The organism is Planotetraspora sp. A-T 1434 (assembly GCF_025420585.1).
Taxonomy (GTDB): Bacteria; Actinomycetota; Actinomycetes; order Streptosporangiales; family Streptosporangiaceae; genus JAOEGB01.
Genome location: NZ_JAOEGB010000021.1, coordinates 19,386 through 34,562, shown reverse-complemented (window position 1 = coordinate 34,562; position 15,177 = coordinate 19,386). Strand labels below are relative to the sequence as shown.

Sequence of the window (15,177 nt, the reverse complement as noted above, 5' to 3'; positions counted from 1 at the left end):
GGAGAAATTGGTCGACGCGGTACGCATCAGCATTCCGGGCCGCAAGTCCGAACTGGTCGAGCTCAGCGAGTGGGCGTCGGGCGTCACGGCGTCCGTCCATGATGTCAGGGTGGCGCTGGCCGGTCTGACCACGTCGGTGTCCGAGCTCAAACAGCAGAACGCCGACCTGCGGAGCCTGGTCGCCCGGCAGCGGGCCGAGCTGTCCGAGGCGGTGACGACCGCCAGCCGGCTGCGGGGGCAGGTCGACAACCTGCAAAAGCAGGTCGCCGAGCTTCAGTCGCTCGAGGATCGGTTCACCGGCCTCGACCGGCGGTTCACCAACATCGCTGGAGACCTTGCTTCGGTCATCCATCCGGGCAAGGTTACCGAGGACGAGCACGGCCATCTCGATCTCGGCGCCGCCTATGCGGACTACCTGGTCAGGCACGTCCAGCCGCTGGTCTACCTCGAACGGACGGGCGGCAAGCCCTTCGACGCGCGCGGCCAGGCCGAGGTCATCGCGGAGGTCTGCCAGAGCCTGTTCGGCTCCGAGGCGGCGGTCCCGGCGCGGCTCGGACAGGTGCTGGCCGCCCACAAACTTGTCGCGGACCGAGAGACCCTCGACGAACTGTGCGCGGCCGCCGGACGGTTGCGAGCCGAGGCGGAACGACTCGGCCGCGACCAGCGGTGGGAGTTCTCCTGCCCGGACGACCGGTACGACCCGGAACGACAGCGCCCATTCGTCGGCTCCGAACTCGGGGAGACCGCCGCAGACGTCCGGGTGGCGTTCGTCGTCACCCCCTCCTACCTCGTGGGAGACGGCAAGCAGATCGTCCCTCAGCAGGTCTTCACCGTCGCCGCCTAGGCGTGCTGACCCGGAAGAGCGAGACACACGGGGCCGAGGGGAGACGGGATGCCCGGGCGCCCGGTTGGCACCGTGTCCTCACCCGGACAGATCTGTCGGTCGGTTCTGGCAGGATGCGATCACTTCCGACCTGTCAGGAGATCACGATGGAGACGTACGACTGGTTCGACGGCAGCCACCTGGGATACTGCTTCACCTTCGTGCGCGGCTTGACGCCGGAGGAGGCGCTGCGGCGCATCGGCGCGGAGCCGTACGAGGAGGACGATGACGACGACGAGGGCCTGATCACCGCCCAGCGGGTTGAGGGCGGCACGCTCCTGGTGGAGGAGAACGGCTTCGCGGGCACCCTGGACGAGGTGCAGCGGGCGCTGTCGGTGGGCACGGTGACGGCCAGCGTGTTCCGGAACGTCAACCACGACCAGACCTTCACCCACTGGGTGGACGGAGTGGAGATCCTCGGCTTCGACCCGCAGTTCCCCTCTTTCAGCCGAGGTGGAAGCGAGCCCGATGGGTTCCTGCCCGAGATGCGCGAGCTGGGCCTGCTCACTGAGGAGGACAAGGACGCCCCCGACACAGGGGTGCACCGGGCGCTCGTGCTGGCGAGTCGTCTCACCGGCCTCAACGTCGACGACTTCGCGGACACCGATTCCGCCGTCCGCGGCGTACTGGAGCATTACTGATACTTCGATAGTGAGGACCATCGTGACCAGCACGCCGTACCGGACGGGTGAGACGGCACTGGCGATGCCTGTGCTCGCCGCCGAGCCGGTCGCGGGGCGGTGGCGCGAGCGCTACGACAGCTCGGCCGCGTACGGTGTGCCGGCGCACGTCACCGTGCTCTATTCCTTTCTCCCCTCTGACCGCCTCGATCAGGGGACGCTTGGGGAGTTGCGTGAACTGTTCGCCGCGCAGTCGCCGTTCGACGTGCGGTTCAGACGGTGCGGACGGTTCCCCTTTGTGGGACACGCTGGTCGCCGCAATCCTTCGTGGCGACAAGACGACCACCACCGGCTTGCCGGAGGAGCACGAGCATGCCGCCGAGCCGCTTCGACCTGAGCCCGGAAAGGCTCGGCTTGCCTGGATCGCGACCCGCGCACCGCAGTCGCCGGCGCTTCCGCCTGCTCTGCCGTACGGAACCGGGAAGGTCATGAGACGACCGCGCCTCAGGCAGAGATTGTCAGTGGGGTTTGCGAGACTCCCATGTCGTGGATGCTGATGAATTCTGGGCGCTGATCGACGGGTCGGCGCGGCAGGTGGCCGGCCGGAATGAGCACGCCGGCCTGGATGAGCGGGGCGGTCCGGATCTGCGGGCTGCCCTGGATGAGCGGGCCGAATGGCTGACCGAGGCGCTGTCCAGGCGTTCTCCCGAGGAGATCATCGGCTTTCAGATCCGGCGGGCCGAGGTCAAGAAGGCGGCCGACACCTGGCCGATGTGGGGCGCCGCCTACCTCATCGCCGACGGCTGGTGCTCGGAGGACGTCTTCTGGTACTTCCAGTCCTGGCTCATCAGCCTCGGGCGCGAGACCTTCGAACGGGTCACCGCCGAGCCCGACCTCCTGGCTGACGTCCCGGCCGTGCTGCGTCAACTCGACGGCGAAGACGACGAATGGGAGGAGCCGCAGTGGGAGGTGCTCGACTACGTCGCCGAGCGCGCCTACGAGCGGGTCACCGGCGAGGAGGACGGGCTGGCGAATGCCCTGTGGAGGCGAGGGATCGATCTGGCGGTCAACCCGGAGCCCCCCGACGACGGCCTGCCTGGAGGCCAGGCCGAGCGCGCTGGTCGCCTGCCGCGGCTGAGCCGGTTGTTTCCGAATCAGCAGCTGGCCAGTCCCACGCCTATCGTGGAAAAGTGATCGAATTGGGTGCCCGGGAGCGGACGCAGCCGCCGCCCCCGCGGATCGTCTGGGAATCTCTCGCCAACCCTCGGCGGCCAGGTGGCAGGCAATGGCTTGACCTGCTCCCCGATGAGATGGAGCCGCGGATTCTCGAGGCGGTCGAGCCGGGGCTCGTGGTCTGGTCGTCGCTGTGGCCGGCACGGGCCGAGGACCGGATCCGGTTCGACATCCGGTCCGCCGACGCTGGGTGCTCCCTGCGCTGGACGCTGCTAACGCCGGATGAGCCGCCGCAGTCGCAGGTGCTCAACCACCTGCGACATCGGCTCAACTTTCTGATCAACGCGCAACTGCGTTTCTCCTTTGGGCAGTAGGCGTTTGGGCAGCAGGCGTTCGGGCAGCAGGCGTCCACGAGATCGCGCGGACCGGTGCGGCCTGGCGTCTGCACCCGTGAGCCTCCGTTGCGGCAGGCAGGAACCCGACCGGTTATATTGCTGACGCATCCGCAAACAGTGGACGCACCGCAAGACCTTGCTCCTCTGCCTTTGGTGGGTCGCACACGTTCGCCGTTGTCCACCGAGAGCGGGACGGCACAACCTGGAAGGCCCATCGCAATGACGAGCGCACCTGAGATCCATGTCACCGACAACACGGAGTTGCACCGCTTCGAGATCACGGTCGACGGGCACCTTGCCGGGTTCGCCGAATACGCCTTCCGCCCGAGGGCGATCCTGTTCATCCATACGGAGATCGACGACGAGTACGCCGGCCGGGGACTGGGCGGCATCCTGGCCAGGGCCGCGCTCGACTCCGCCCGCCACCGGGGGCTCGACGTGCTGCCCTTCTGCCCGTTCATCCGCGACTGGATCCGCAGGCACCCGGAATACCTCGACCTCGTGCCCCCGACCCGCCGGCGTTCCTTCGACCTGGAGGACAAGTAGGGGGAGCCAGGGGCAAGTAGGAGGAGCCAGGTTCGCGCCGGGTGCGGTGTGTCGCGCCTCGCGTGAGCATCGCCCGAGTTCGCTACGGGTGCGATGTTGCCCCTCGCGGGACGATCTCTCCACCGGGCCCCAGCGGAAAGCGGCCTCAAGATTGTTTGTCGGAGGGGGCGTTCACACTCGCCATCGAAGCGCTTCTTCTTCGAGCCTGGAGGTCTCACGATGGCGAGGCGTAGATCACCGGTACGGAAACGAACCCGGCGGCGAAGATCTCAGAGCACCTGGCCGCTCGCGGTCGTGGGGATCATTCTCCTCTTCGTCCTGGCGCCCAAGGCGGGGGACATCCTCGCGTCGAGCTGGCCACTGCTGCTGATTGGCGCCACCGCGCTCGCCGGGCTGCTGGTGATCGCCGCCTTGCTGATCCGCCGCCTCGGCGACGACTACCGGGCCGAAGCTCTCCGGCGTGCCGGCATCGACCGGTTGACTCCCGGACAGTTCGAGCACCTGACCGCCGAGCTGCTGCGCAACGACGGGTTCACGAGGGTCCGGGTCGTCGGGGGGCGGAGCGACCGGGGCGTCGACGTCATCGGGATCGCCCCGGGCGGCACGCCGTACGCGATCCAGTGCAAGCTCTACACACGCCAGGTCGGCCCCGGGCAGGTCCGCGACTTCATCGGCGCTCTCCAGGCCCCGGCCTACCGAGGCCATCGAGGTGTCCTGGTCACCTCCCACGTTCTCAGTGGCCAGGCCGGTCACGCGGCCAGGGAGGCCGGGTTTATCGTCGTGGACCGGGATCGGCTCGGCGACTGGATGATGGGTGTCTACTCGCTCACGCCGGCCAAGCGCTCCCGGCCGGCCTTCCTCGATCGGCTCCGGCGCGGTTACGCCACCCACAGGGGCTCCCGCCTCCCGCCGGAGAACGACCTCGGCCCGGCGTGAGGCCTCTGGTGCTGGGTGGGTGGTGCTCGGGTGGGTGGTGCTCGGGTGGGTGGCGCGCGCGGACGCCGACGATGGCGCGCTCTGAACGAACCGAGGTGCCCCGGAAGTGAGTCCGGGGCACCGGGTTCCTACGTTCGGGCGGGCGTTCCTACACTCGGGCGGGCATGACCATGGCGCCCGTGTTCAGGCGCACGTGATCGTGGTGCCGGCCCAGTCGGCGTGGTCGCTGTCGTTCCCGTCACCACCGTCCGTGACGACGAGCCGGAGCAGGGTGGCGCCGGACACGTCGGCGGTGAGGGTCTTGGCGGGCATGGCGTTCGTCATGACCCCCGAGTCCGCGACCTTGTCGCCGTTGGCCCAGATTTCGAAGCTGACGGTTCCCTTCGAGCCCTTCTCGTCGTCCAGCCCCACATCCGTCGTGACGGTGGTGCAGTGGCCGCCGAGGTAGTACTCGATGGTGCTGGGCGCGTGGGCCCCGAGCCCCTTGGCGTACTTCGCGCCGTTGATGGTGATCGTGTGGCCGTCGGTCGCCCCCTTCTCACCGTTGCTCCGGTCATGCTCGACGGGTCCCCAGCCGTTGACCATCGACAGCCATGGCAGGTCGCTCAGGTATCCGCCGGCGGTCGGTGGCGGGGGTGGCACAAGGAACACCGCGAAGGACGACGCCGACGCCGAGGCCCTTCCGCCGCTGCTGGTGTAACGGGCGGTCAGCCCGAGGGTGTACTGCCCTTGGGCCAGCGTCGCGGGCGGCGTCACCTGCCAGGTGGCGGAGGTCGAGGCTCCTGGTGGCAGGTTCTTTATCGTGGTCGGCGAGGTGGCGGTGACGTCCCATCCCTCCGGTCCCTGGACCTGCAACTCCACGCGCTGGGCGGGGGTGTGGCCGTTGTCCGTGGCCGAGGCGGTGACGGTGAACGGCTTCCCCGGCTCGGCCAGCACGGGGCCGCCCGGATAGGTGGAAGGCACCTGCACGTCGAGGCCTAGAGCCGGCGGGTAGCTGTTCCACTTGTGATCGACGCTCACCCGGAGCAGGACCGTGCCGTGGGGAGGCACGGCGGCCGAGATGACGTCCTCGGCGTGCGTGTCGGTGTGCGCCCACACGTCCCGCAGGCGATAGGCGGGCACGTCACCGCGGTCGAGCCCGATCTCGGTGCCCGACGTCGCGATGCGCTGCGGCTTGTCGGTCTCGTTGAACAGCGCCACGGCCTTGTCGCCGTTCTCCAGCGGTTTGACGACGACCCAGGCGCCGCCCGTCGACTTGAGCACCGCGCCCTGAACCCCCAGCGGGTCCTGGTCGATCGCGATGACCTCGCGGTTCTCGAGGATCTCGTACGTCGCCGGAGTGGCCTTGCGCAGGTCGGACCCGATGAGCAGCGGCGCCGCCATGATGGCCCACATGCCGAAGTGCGTGCGGTACTCGGTGTCCGTCATGCCGCCGTTGCCGACTTCGAGCATGTCCGGGTCGTTCCAGTGTCCCGGGCCCGCGTACTGCGCGAGCGGCAGGTTGGCCTTGATGATCGACAGGGTCCGTGACCAGGTGTCGTTGATGTCGCCGGTCGTGCGCCAGAGGTGACCGACGTCCTTGCCCCAGAGCCACGGCTTGTTCTGGCCCCACTCGCAGATGCTGAACACGATCGGCCGGCCCGTGGCCTTCAGCGCGTCACGCATCTTGGTGTAGCGCTGGACGGCGTCGACGCCCTGATTGTTGCAGTTGTCGTATTTCAGGTAGTCGATGCCCCAGGACGCGAACAGGTTCGCGTCCTGCTCCTCGTGGCCGAGGCCGCCGGGGAAGCCGGCCGTGTTACAGGTCTTGGTGCCCGCGCTCGTGTAGATGCCGAGCTTGAGGCCCTTGTCGTGCACGTAGTCGGCGAGGGCCTTGATGCCGTTCGGGAATCGCTTCGGGTCGGGCACGAGGTTGCCGTCCGCGTCGCGCTGGGGGAGGGCCCAGCAGTCGTCGAGGTTGACGTACTGGTAGCCGGCGTCCTTGAGGCCCTTCGAGACGAAGATGTCGGCGATGCCCTTGACCATCGCCTCGTTGAACTCGGCCCGGCAGTGGGTGCTGTTCCAGTTGTTGAAGCCCATCGGAGGAGTCAGGGCGAGGCCGTCATCGAGTGCGTGGGCGGGGGCCGCGACCGCGGTGAGCCCAAAACTGACGAGAAACGCCGTGGTAAGAGCCGCGATGGTTCGACGCATGAGCCTTCTCGATGTGCGTTGTGGTGGAACTCCGTGGGGTCTTCTGTTTGATCGCGATCGATATTGTTTGTAACAGCACACGGTCGGGTAAAGCAAGAGTCACGCGTAAAGTCCCGTGTCAGGACACGGCGGTCGCCCGGCCGGGCGCTGCGCTGGCAGCTGCGGTCAGCGGGGCCAGGAGTACGTGACCTCGGCGTCCTCCACGCCGATCGCGGCGAAGCCGTGCCGTACGTAGAAGCGGCGGGCGCTGCTGTTGGCCTCCGGCGTGTGGAGGATGAGCCTGCCGGGCCGGCGTCGCTTGGCGTGGGCCAGCAGGTCGGTTCCGATCCCGCGGTTCTGCGCCTCCGGGCTGACGTAGAAATAGCCGAGCTGGTCGAACGTCAGCATGGTGAAGCCGACGACCCGGCCATGGAGTTCGGCGACCCAGATCTCGTGGAAGCGGCCACAGTCGAGAAAGCCCTGGATCCAGTCCGGGATCCCGACGTCGGGATCCACCTCCCGCAGGTACGGCTTGCCGGCCGACGCGTCGAGGAACACCTGGCGGATCGCGGCGGCGTCGCCGATCCATCCCCGCCGGATGAGCGGCAGCGCGCCGTGGAGGATCAGTTCCACCAGCGTGGACAGTCGGCGGAAGTGCTGAAACGCCTGATGGTCCCCCTGGACGTGCACCTTGCGCAGGGCCGCGGCGCACCGGCGGATGCCCTCGCTGTTACGCCGGTCCAGGCGGCCGTCGCCGCGCAGGTAGGCCCGGACGCAGTCGGCCGTCGAGGCGTCGAGCACGACCAGACCCGGAGGCGGTGCCGGAACGACCGGTTCGAGCCCCGGGATCTCCGGAAATCGCGAGACCTCCGGCGCCGGACGAGACAGCGGAGCGTGGTCGGCCCACAGTGCCTCGACCGTGGCGTACATCGCTTCATGGGCGTCGGGGCCGGGCCAGCGGAACCCGTTCCGGTAGCGGACCTCGTCCTGGCGCACGCCGTACCCCTGCTTCTTCTCGGCCGTACGGCGGGCCGCGAACGCCGCCTTCTCGGCATGCCAGGCGGCGCGGCTGATCTCCAGCACGTCGAGGGCCCGGAGCAGCGCGTTCTCATCGGCGCGGACCCGCCCCGCCTTGGCCGCGAGGTAATCCCAGGTGGCGGTGAAGCCGAGCGGTTTGTACAGGTGCACGGCGCTGCGCAGCGCGCCGTGCCGGTGACCGTATGGGAGGTCCCGATTCCGCACACGGCGCGCGTACGTCTCGAATCCCACCCGATCCTCCGTGGCGTATCCGCCTGAGTCCTTACTTAGCCGGGGTCCCGCCGGACACGGTCTCACGGTGTCATCTGTCCGCCCCGACCGCCAGTCCGATATCGCCCGCTCCCTCGGCGACCCGCACCGTACGGCTACCGCCAGGCCGGTGCGAGGAGGGTGGATACCGGCTCGGGAGGCAGTGGCGGGACGGCCCACGAGGCCGGCGGCACGAAGTCGCACCACGTACCGTCGAAGGGGAAGGCCCCCGCCTCGGCCAGACCGGCGACGTGGCGGCCTTCGGCACGGATGGCATGCGCCTCCTCGGCGCTCCAGTAGGCGGGATGGCCGGTCTTCTCGGCGAAGGAGCGCTCGTCCTTCCACTGCCAACTGCGGTCCGGCGCCACGGTGACGTCGAGTTCGAGGTCCTCCACGTCGATGTCTTCACCACGCCGGGTCCGGCGTTCCAGGTTGACGTACCAGCCGCGGAAGCCGAGGTCGGCGGCGTAGAACCAGAACACCGCGTGGGACGCGCCGGTGGGTTGGTAGATGAGCGCGTCGCCCAGGCTCCAGCGGTCGGTCTTGACGGGATGGCCGCCGGCCGGCCGGTCGTGCGGTGGCAGGTCGCGCAGGTGCACTCCACCCGGCAGATCGACCCGCCACACGGGTGACCCGGTCGCGAGCCAAAGGAGCAGACCGTCGGGCGTGTGCTCCACCACTCGTAAGGGAGTCGCCGTGCTCAGATGGCCGCCGATGTACAGGTTCCAGCGCACGACCTGTCCCGGTTGGAGATCCATGGGTTCGATCATGGCAGCAGGGGCGACGACGCTCCCGAGCCGCCGTCGCCGGACTGGTGCTGGGCTATCTGGAACTTCTCGCCACAGTGCTTTCGTGGCCGCGCTCTACCTGCTGGCGCTCTACCTGCTGGCGGAATCCCATCCGTTGGTAGCGGTAGTCTCGTCCAGCGTCATGGGGCCATGACGTCCGGTCTCTGGGGACGGCTGACGCCGCGCTAGTCGCCGAACTCGTTGGCCACGCCGTAAGGGGTCAGAGCCGAAATGTAATGGTGCGGAAAGTGGTCTTCGAAGGAGTACATGACCGGGAGCGAGCGAGTCGCCTGGAATTTGCGGGATATGAAGGACATCGCGCCCAGGGCGATGCCGAGAACGCCGGGCATCTGCGGAGTCGGAGACTTCTTCGCCACCCAGTGGCCCTTTCTGGGGTTGTAGGTGCACCCGAGTAGGCCGAGCAGGTCCATCAGGCCGTTCCGGACATGGGGCACCTGATACTGGAATTCCCGGCCGAAATGCTTGAACCGGCCGGACGTTGTCGGGGGAAGGCTCGGGACGATGTCGCTGTCGTGGACGTATCGAATCGTCTTCTCCCGCAGGAAGTCGTCCCTCTGGCACGCCTCCGCGAAACTGGGATCGCCGATCATGGGCTGGCCGAACGTGTACACCGCCTTGAGCCGGTCGGCGAACTCCTCCCGGTACTTGCGCTCGTGCCGCATCATCACGCCCATCATCGCGGCCATGGCTCCGCCCAGACTGTGGCCGGTGATGTACAGCGCTTCGAGATTGTTCTGCATGCCGGGGAACTCGGCGCCGTAAAGCCCGTTCGGCAGTGGGACGCGCACGGATCGCCGGTTACAGGCGTCCCTGAGAGCGTTCATGACCTCGTAGCGGGTGGTCCGTACATTGCGGTAGAAACCCGCGTGCACGGTGGCGCACGGATCTCCGAACTGGTAGCCCATCCGCTCCGGTTCGAGGTCGATGTCGGTCAGCCAGTTGACGAAATTCATGGGCTCGGTTCCTCTGTAGCAGAGGATGGCGACCCGCCCGCTGTTGCTCTGAATCACGAACGACGTGGAGCAGATGAGCATCGCGTCGACGGTTGACGCGATCACGCGGCAGTTGTTGTCCGCCAGGCCCATCCTCGCCATGATCATCGAAAGCGTCTCGGCTCCCGAATAGGCGTATCCGGCGCACGTCGCCAGGACGTGGGCGATCACCGGGTCCGGATGGTCCTCGGCGCGCAGAAGCCGCTCTTCCAGGTCCTTGTAGACGGGGAACCCGGAGGTCTCGCGATGGCCGTAAGGCCGGAGTTCCTCGTAGCTGGGAGCGCGCGTGTCCCGGGTCCAGAGGCCGCCGGCCGCCATCACGTCGCGCAGTCTCCGCTCCCATTCCAAGACGGGAACCTCTCCCATGAGCGGCGCCTTCCCGGCCCGCGGCATGGCCCTCGTGCCAGTCTCGCGCGTGGCCTGGGCTCGCATGCCCTGGTCCCGCGCGGCGGCGTCCCTGGTCGCCGACTCCATCGCGCTCGGGGTCGTCCTCGTGCCCTGGTCCGCTTTGTCGGTCTGACGGGGGGTGCGCCTGGCGGTCTCTGCCACGACATTCACCTTCCGGACGGGATGGGGGCCGGAAACGCCCGGTCGTCAGATCCCCGGCGGATTATGGGGGAAATCCCACGCGCTCATAGATAGCTGTCCATTAGATGGCTCTCCATGGGACCGGGAAATCGTCGGATCCAGCCTCGGCGGGCGCCCACCAGACCGGCTCGCAGCCGGGTTGAGGTTCGCCTCACCGCGGCAACCGCGACGAGGTCAGCACTGAGAACTCCTGAGGACGTCACGTCCTGAAGCGGACAGGGAGGCTTGCCGCGCACAATTTCCGGTGAGACCGTCAGTCGGGGGGCTTTCTGAAAGGAATCCTGACATGACGGAACTCAGGCAGTTGCCGTTCGACCGGAACGACCTGCTGGAGATCTCGCCGGAGTTCGGCGAGCTGCGTGCCGAGGAGCCCATCGCCAAGGTTCTGACCCGGACGGGGGACGAGGCATGGCTGGTCACGGGGTACGACGAGATCAGACAGGTGTTCGCGGACGCGCGGTTCGGCCGGTCGCACCCCACCCCCGAGTCGGCTCCCCGGCTGTCGAACAGCGCGCTGCTGGGCGGCCCGATCGGCGACTATGAGACCGAGCGGGAAGTCCACCAGCGGATGCGGCGGCTGCTCACCCCCGCCTTCTCGGCGCGCCGCATGCGCAGCCTCTCGGACCGGGTCCGGCTTCTGATCGACGACCTGCTGGATGGCCTGGCCGAGCAGGGGCCGCCGGCCGACCTGCACGAGCGGTTCTCCGTGCCGCTGCCCATGCAGGTGATCTGCGAGCTGCTCGGCGTGCCGTACGAGGATCGGGAGAGGTTCCGGGCGATGGCCGACGACATGGCCGACCTGGACGATGGGGAGCGTTCCGCCGCCGCGCAGGCGGAGTTGCGCGCGTATTCCTACGCCATCGTTCAGGCCAAGCGCGAGCGGCCGGGCGAGGACGTGTACTCCGACCTGGCGGCGGCCGACCTGCCCGAGGAGGACGTCGCCCGGATCGCCGCGGGACTGCTGTTCGCCGGGCACGAGACGACCGTCAACCAGATCGACCAGGGCGTGCTGCTGTTCCTGCGCAACCCCGAGCAGCGGGACGCGCTTCTCCGCGACCCCTCTCTCGTCTCCACCGCCGTGGAGGAGATCCTGCGGGTGGCCGCCCCCAGCGAGCATGGAATCATCCGGTACGCGCATGAGGACGTCGAGATCGGCGGAGTGACCATCAAGGCCGGCGAGGTCCTGATGCTGGCCACGATCGCGGCCAACCGGGACGAGCGCGTCTATCCCGACGCCGAGCATTTCGACATCGCCCGGGAGAACGCCGAGCCGCACGTCGGATTCGGCTACGCGATGCATTACTGCCTCGGGGCGAGCCTCGCCCGGGTGGAGCTGGGGGCCGTGTTCTCCTCGCTGTTCCAGCGCTTCCCCACGCTGCGCCTGGCTGTGCCGTACGAGCAGCTCAAGCCGCGCTCCGACCGGCTCACCGGCGGGTTCGCCGAGCTCCCCGTCACCTGGTAGTGCCCCTGCGGCCGTCCCGGCGTGGCCGGGCCATCCGACAGAATCACCACCATGCGATTCGGGATCCTCGGCACAACCCGGGCATGGCATGACGACGGGAGCGAGGCGCCCATCGGCGGTGCGACCCGGCGCGCGCTGCTGGCTCTGCTGCTCGTCCGCCCGGGCGAGGTGGTCACCGCCGACCGCCTCGTCCACGACCTGTACGGCGAGCAGGCCACGAGCGGAGCCGCGCACGCCCTGCAGTCGCAGGTGTCCAGGCTCCGCCAGGCGTTGAGGCACCACGCGCCGATCGAGCTCGCTCCCGGCGGATATCGGCTCGCGGTCGATCCCGGCGACGTCGACGCCCATCGCTTCGAGCGGCTCGCCGACGCGGGACGGCACGCCCTTCGGAACGGCAGGCCGGGAGAGGCCGCCGCCCTGCTCCGCGAGGCGCTCGCCCTGTGGCGGGGACCCGCGCTCGCCGACGCCGGCCAGGGCTCCAGGGCGGCGGGCCCCGGCGAGGGCGACTCGATCCAGGCCGAGATCGTACGCCTGGAGGAGCACAGGCTGGCCGCGCTCGAGGACCGGATCGAGGCGGATCTCCAGCTCGGGGAGCACCGGGCCGTCGTTCCGGAGCTCCAGGAGCTGGCCGGCCGCCATCCGCTGCGGGAACGGCTGCGCGGGCTACTCATGCGGGCCCTCCAGGCCGACGGCAGGCAGGCCGAGGCCCTCGTGGTGTTCGAGGAGACCAGGCGGCTCCTGGCCGACGAGCTCGGCGCCGACCCCTCCGCCGAGCTGGCCGAGATCCACCAGGCGTTGTTGCGGGGCGACCGGTTGTTCGAGCCGCCGTCGCTTCCGGCGCAGCTCACCAGCTTCGTCGGCCGTGCGGACGACCTCGCCCGGGTCGGGGAGCTGCTGGCGACGACCCGGCTCGTGACGCTGCTCGGCCCCGGTGGCGCGGGGAAGACCCGGCTGTCGATCGAGGTGGCCGGCCGGGAGCCCGACGTGTGCTTCGTCGAGCTGGCGCCGCTGCGCGACCTGCCCAGGCGCGGAGGGGGGCCGGAGGTGGCGCAGGCCGTGCTGGGCGCGCTCGGCCTGCGGGAGGGCGGCCTCCTCGCGTTGCCGGGCGAGACGACGCCCGCCTCCCGGCTGGTCGCGGCGCTGGCCGACCGCCCGCTGCTGCTCGTCCTCGACAACTGCGAGCACGTCGTCGAGGCCGCCGCGGCGCTCGCCGAACGGCTGCTCGCCGGCTGCCGCAACCTCCGCGTCCTGGCCACGAGCCGGGAGCCGCTCGGCATCACCGGCGAGAATCTGTGGCCCGTCCGCGCGCTGTCCCCCTCCGCGGCGGCGCGGCTGTTCGCCGACCGGGCCGCCGCCGTACGGCCGGGCTTCGCCGTGGACGACTCCAACGCCGACGCCGTACGGCACGTCTGCCGGGCTCTCGACGGCCTGCCGCTGGCCATCGAGCTCGCGGCGGCGCGCATGCGCACGCACGACGCCGCCGAGCTGGCCGCCCGCCTGGGCGACCGGTTTCGCCTGCTGTCGCGCGGCAGCCGTACGGCACAGGCACGGCACCAGACGTTGCGCGCGGTCGTGGCATGGAGCTGGGACCTGCTGTCCGAGGACGAACAGGTGATGGCGCGGCGTCTCACCGTCTTCTCCGGCGGCGCGACGGCCGAGGCGGCGGAGCGCGTGTGCGCCGTCCCCGGCGCCGAGGATGTGCTCGATTCGCTCGCCGACAAGTCGCTCGTCGAGGTCGGCAACGGGCGTTTCCGCATGCTGGAGACGATCCGCGCGTACTGCGCCGAGCAGCTCGACGCCGCCGGCGAGTCCGACGCCGTACGGCGGGCGCACGCGGAGCACTTCCTCGCTCTCGCGGAGGACGCCGGCCCACGCCTGCGCCGTTCCGAGCAGATCCAGTGGCTGGAGATCCTCGCCGCCGAGCACGAGAACCTCCAGGCCGCGCTGCGCTGGGCCGTCGACGCCGGGGAGGCCGAGCTGGGGCTGAGACTCCTGGCGTCGCTGTCGTCGTACCTCTGGATCCGGGGCCTGCGCACCTGGGCGACGGGACAGGCCGTGGCGCTCCTCGACCTGGTCGGCACCGAGCCGCCGCCGGGGCTGGGGGAGGAGTACGTCTTCTGCGCGCTCACCGCGGCGGCGAGCGCGGCCGGACGGAAGGCGTGGAACCGGAGCCGGCAGGTGGCCGAGCGGCTCGTCGTCGCACCTGACCGGGGGCACCGCCACCCCATCATCACGCTGCTGTGGCCGATGCTGACCGCTGGGGAGGGCGACCCGTCCGTGGCGCTCTCCGTGATGACCCGAGGGGGCGCCGGGCCCGATCCCTGGGAAAGGGCCCTCGTTGAGCTCTCGTGGGGATACCCCCAGTTCGCCGCGGGTGACTTCGCGCAGGCCGAGCGGCAGTTCGCCATGGCGGCCGACGTCTTTCGCTCACTCGGCGACCGGTGGGGTACGGCGTTCGCCCTTGACGCGCTGGCCACGGTGGCGGACATCTGCGGCGACGCCACGAGGGCGATCACCCTGATCGACGAGGCGCTCACCCTCACCGAGGAGCTGGGCGCCGTCGAGGACCTCCCCGACCTGCTCGTCAACCGGGGAGACTACCGCTCTCGCGGCGGCTCGGCCCGTGTTGATATGGGCGGTGGTGATGTGGACGGGGGCGATCTCGCCGGGGCGCGGGCCGACTACGAGAAGGCGGCCGAGATCGCCCGGCGCGCCGGAAGCCTCACCTACCTGGCGGCGGCGCTGCGCGGTCTCGGCGACATCGCTCGCCAGGAGGGCGACCTGCCGGAGGCGGCACGGCTGTATGAGGAGGCGCTGGAGCGCTTCGACCCGCACTGGGTCAAGAGTGTGGGAAACCGGGCGGGCGCGCTCATCGGGCTCGGCAAGGTGGCCGAGGCCAGCGGCGACCTCGCCGAGGCGCGGGACCGGTACCGGCAGGCCGTCGAGGTCGTGGTGACCGTGGGGCCGCTCCCGGGGAGCGCGCGTGCGGTCGAGGCCCTGGCGGGAGTGGCGCTCGCGGAGGGCGACGCCGTGTCGGCCGCCGAGCTCCTCGGGGCCGCCACGGCCCTGCGGGGCGTCGCCACCGGCAGCGATCCCGAGGCGGCGCGGGTGGCCGCCGCGGCCCAGGCGATCCTGGGCGAGTCGCCGTACGGCGAGGCGTACCGGAAAGGGATGCGGCTGGCCCCGGAGGACGCGCTCCGCCTCGCGGGTGTGCCGGACGCCGTCATCCTGGCCTCGCCCATCAGCGCTGTCATCGATCTCGGCTCCGCAGGTCCGGGGTTCGGTGAGGGCCGGTGAGTCCGCGGTGAGCGCGCGGT

The 15,177-nt window shown here is 69.8% G+C and carries 13 protein-coding genes; 9 read left to right on the top strand and 4 right to left on the bottom strand.

The features are described from left to right. Positions 1-7: 7 nt before the first annotated feature. The 7 genes from N5079_RS24875 (at position 8) to N5079_RS24845 (ending at position 4,553) form a co-directional block, all read left to right on the top strand. Positions 8-844 (top strand): hypothetical protein, encoded by an 837-nt coding sequence (locus N5079_RS24875; protein WP_261586458.1) that lies wholly within the window; start codon positions 8-10, stop codon positions 842-844. Between the two features lie 146 nt (positions 845-990). Next, positions 991-1,524, top strand: coding sequence for a DUF6461 domain-containing protein (locus tag N5079_RS24870; protein ID WP_261586457.1), 534 nt, complete (start codon positions 991-993; stop codon positions 1,522-1,524). A gap of 22 nt (positions 1,525-1,546) precedes the next feature. Further along, the gene (locus tag N5079_RS24865; RefSeq protein ID WP_261586455.1) at positions 1,547-1,900 is read left to right on the top strand and encodes a 2'-5' RNA ligase family protein; all 354 of its coding nucleotides are present in this window, start codon (positions 1,547-1,549) and stop codon (positions 1,898-1,900) included. A 149-nt stretch (positions 1,901-2,049) separates the two neighbouring features. Further along, on the top strand, positions 2,050-2,697 hold the full coding sequence (locus N5079_RS24860; protein ID WP_261586453.1) for a DUF4240 domain-containing protein: 648 nt from the start codon (positions 2,050-2,052) through the stop codon (positions 2,695-2,697). Beyond that, a complete protein-coding gene (locus N5079_RS24855; RefSeq protein WP_261586451.1) occupies positions 2,694-3,050 on the top strand; it encodes a hypothetical protein in 357 nt (118 codons plus the stop codon). Before N5079_RS24860 ends, N5079_RS24855 begins: the two co-directional genes overlap by 4 nt. A gap of 240 nt (positions 3,051-3,290) precedes the next feature. Beyond that, positions 3,291-3,617 (top strand): GNAT family N-acetyltransferase, encoded by a 327-nt coding sequence (locus tag N5079_RS24850; RefSeq protein ID WP_261586450.1) that lies wholly within the window; start codon positions 3,291-3,293, stop codon positions 3,615-3,617. Positions 3,618-3,911: 294 nt separating this feature from the next. Next, positions 3,912-4,553 (top strand): restriction endonuclease, encoded by a 642-nt coding sequence (locus N5079_RS24845; RefSeq protein ID WP_261586448.1) that lies wholly within the window; start codon positions 3,912-3,914, stop codon positions 4,551-4,553. A gap of 183 nt (positions 4,554-4,736) precedes the next feature. On the opposite strand, the gene N5079_RS24840 is transcribed toward N5079_RS24845, so the two are convergent. The 4 genes from N5079_RS24840 to N5079_RS24825 form a co-directional block, all read right to left on the bottom strand. Then, complete coding sequence (locus tag N5079_RS24840; RefSeq protein ID WP_261586447.1) at positions 4,737-6,743, bottom strand: NPCBM/NEW2 domain-containing protein; 2,007 nt, start codon at positions 6,741-6,743, stop codon at positions 4,737-4,739. A gap of 165 nt (positions 6,744-6,908) precedes the next feature. Then, positions 6,909-7,991, bottom strand: coding sequence for a GNAT family N-acetyltransferase (locus tag N5079_RS24835; RefSeq protein WP_261586446.1), 1,083 nt, complete (start codon positions 7,989-7,991; stop codon positions 6,909-6,911). 134 nt (positions 7,992-8,125) lie between these two features. After that, a complete protein-coding gene (locus N5079_RS24830; RefSeq protein ID WP_261586445.1) occupies positions 8,126-8,767 on the bottom strand; it encodes a DUF402 domain-containing protein in 642 nt (213 codons plus the stop codon). A 215-nt stretch (positions 8,768-8,982) separates the two neighbouring features. After that, positions 8,983-10,359, bottom strand: a complete 1,377-nt coding sequence (locus N5079_RS24825; protein ID WP_261586444.1) for a lipase family protein — start codon at positions 10,357-10,359, stop codon at positions 8,983-8,985. Positions 10,360-10,684: 325 nt separating this feature from the next. On the opposite strand from N5079_RS24825, the gene N5079_RS24820 reads away from it, so the two are divergent. Further along, on the top strand, positions 10,685-11,860 hold the full coding sequence (locus N5079_RS24820; RefSeq protein WP_261586443.1) for a cytochrome P450: 1,176 nt from the start codon (positions 10,685-10,687) through the stop codon (positions 11,858-11,860). A 51-nt stretch (positions 11,861-11,911) separates the two neighbouring features. Then, complete coding sequence (locus N5079_RS24815) at positions 11,912-15,157, top strand: BTAD domain-containing putative transcriptional regulator (RefSeq protein ID WP_261586442.1); 3,246 nt, start codon at positions 11,912-11,914, stop codon at positions 15,155-15,157. Positions 15,158-15,177: the final 20 nt, after the last annotated feature.

Coding starts and splice junctions, on each gene's coding strand:
- N5079_RS24850 (WP_261586450.1), top strand. CDS start 3,291: ATGACGAGCGCACCTGAGATCCATGTCACCGACAACACGGAGTTGCAC.
- N5079_RS24820 (WP_261586443.1), top strand. CDS start 10,685: ATGACGGAACTCAGGCAGTTGCCGTTCGACCGGAACGACCTGCTGGAG.
- N5079_RS24815 (WP_261586442.1), top strand. CDS start 11,912: ATGCGATTCGGGATCCTCGGCACAACCCGGGCATGGCATGACGACGGG.
- N5079_RS24840 (WP_261586447.1), bottom strand. CDS start 6,743: ATGCGTCGAACCATCGCGGCTCTTACCACGGCGTTTCTCGTCAGTTTT.
- N5079_RS24830 (WP_261586445.1), bottom strand. CDS start 8,767: ATGGATCTCCAACCGGGACAGGTCGTGCGCTGGAACCTGTACATCGGC.
- N5079_RS24870 (WP_261586457.1), top strand. CDS start 991: ATGGAGACGTACGACTGGTTCGACGGCAGCCACCTGGGATACTGCTTC.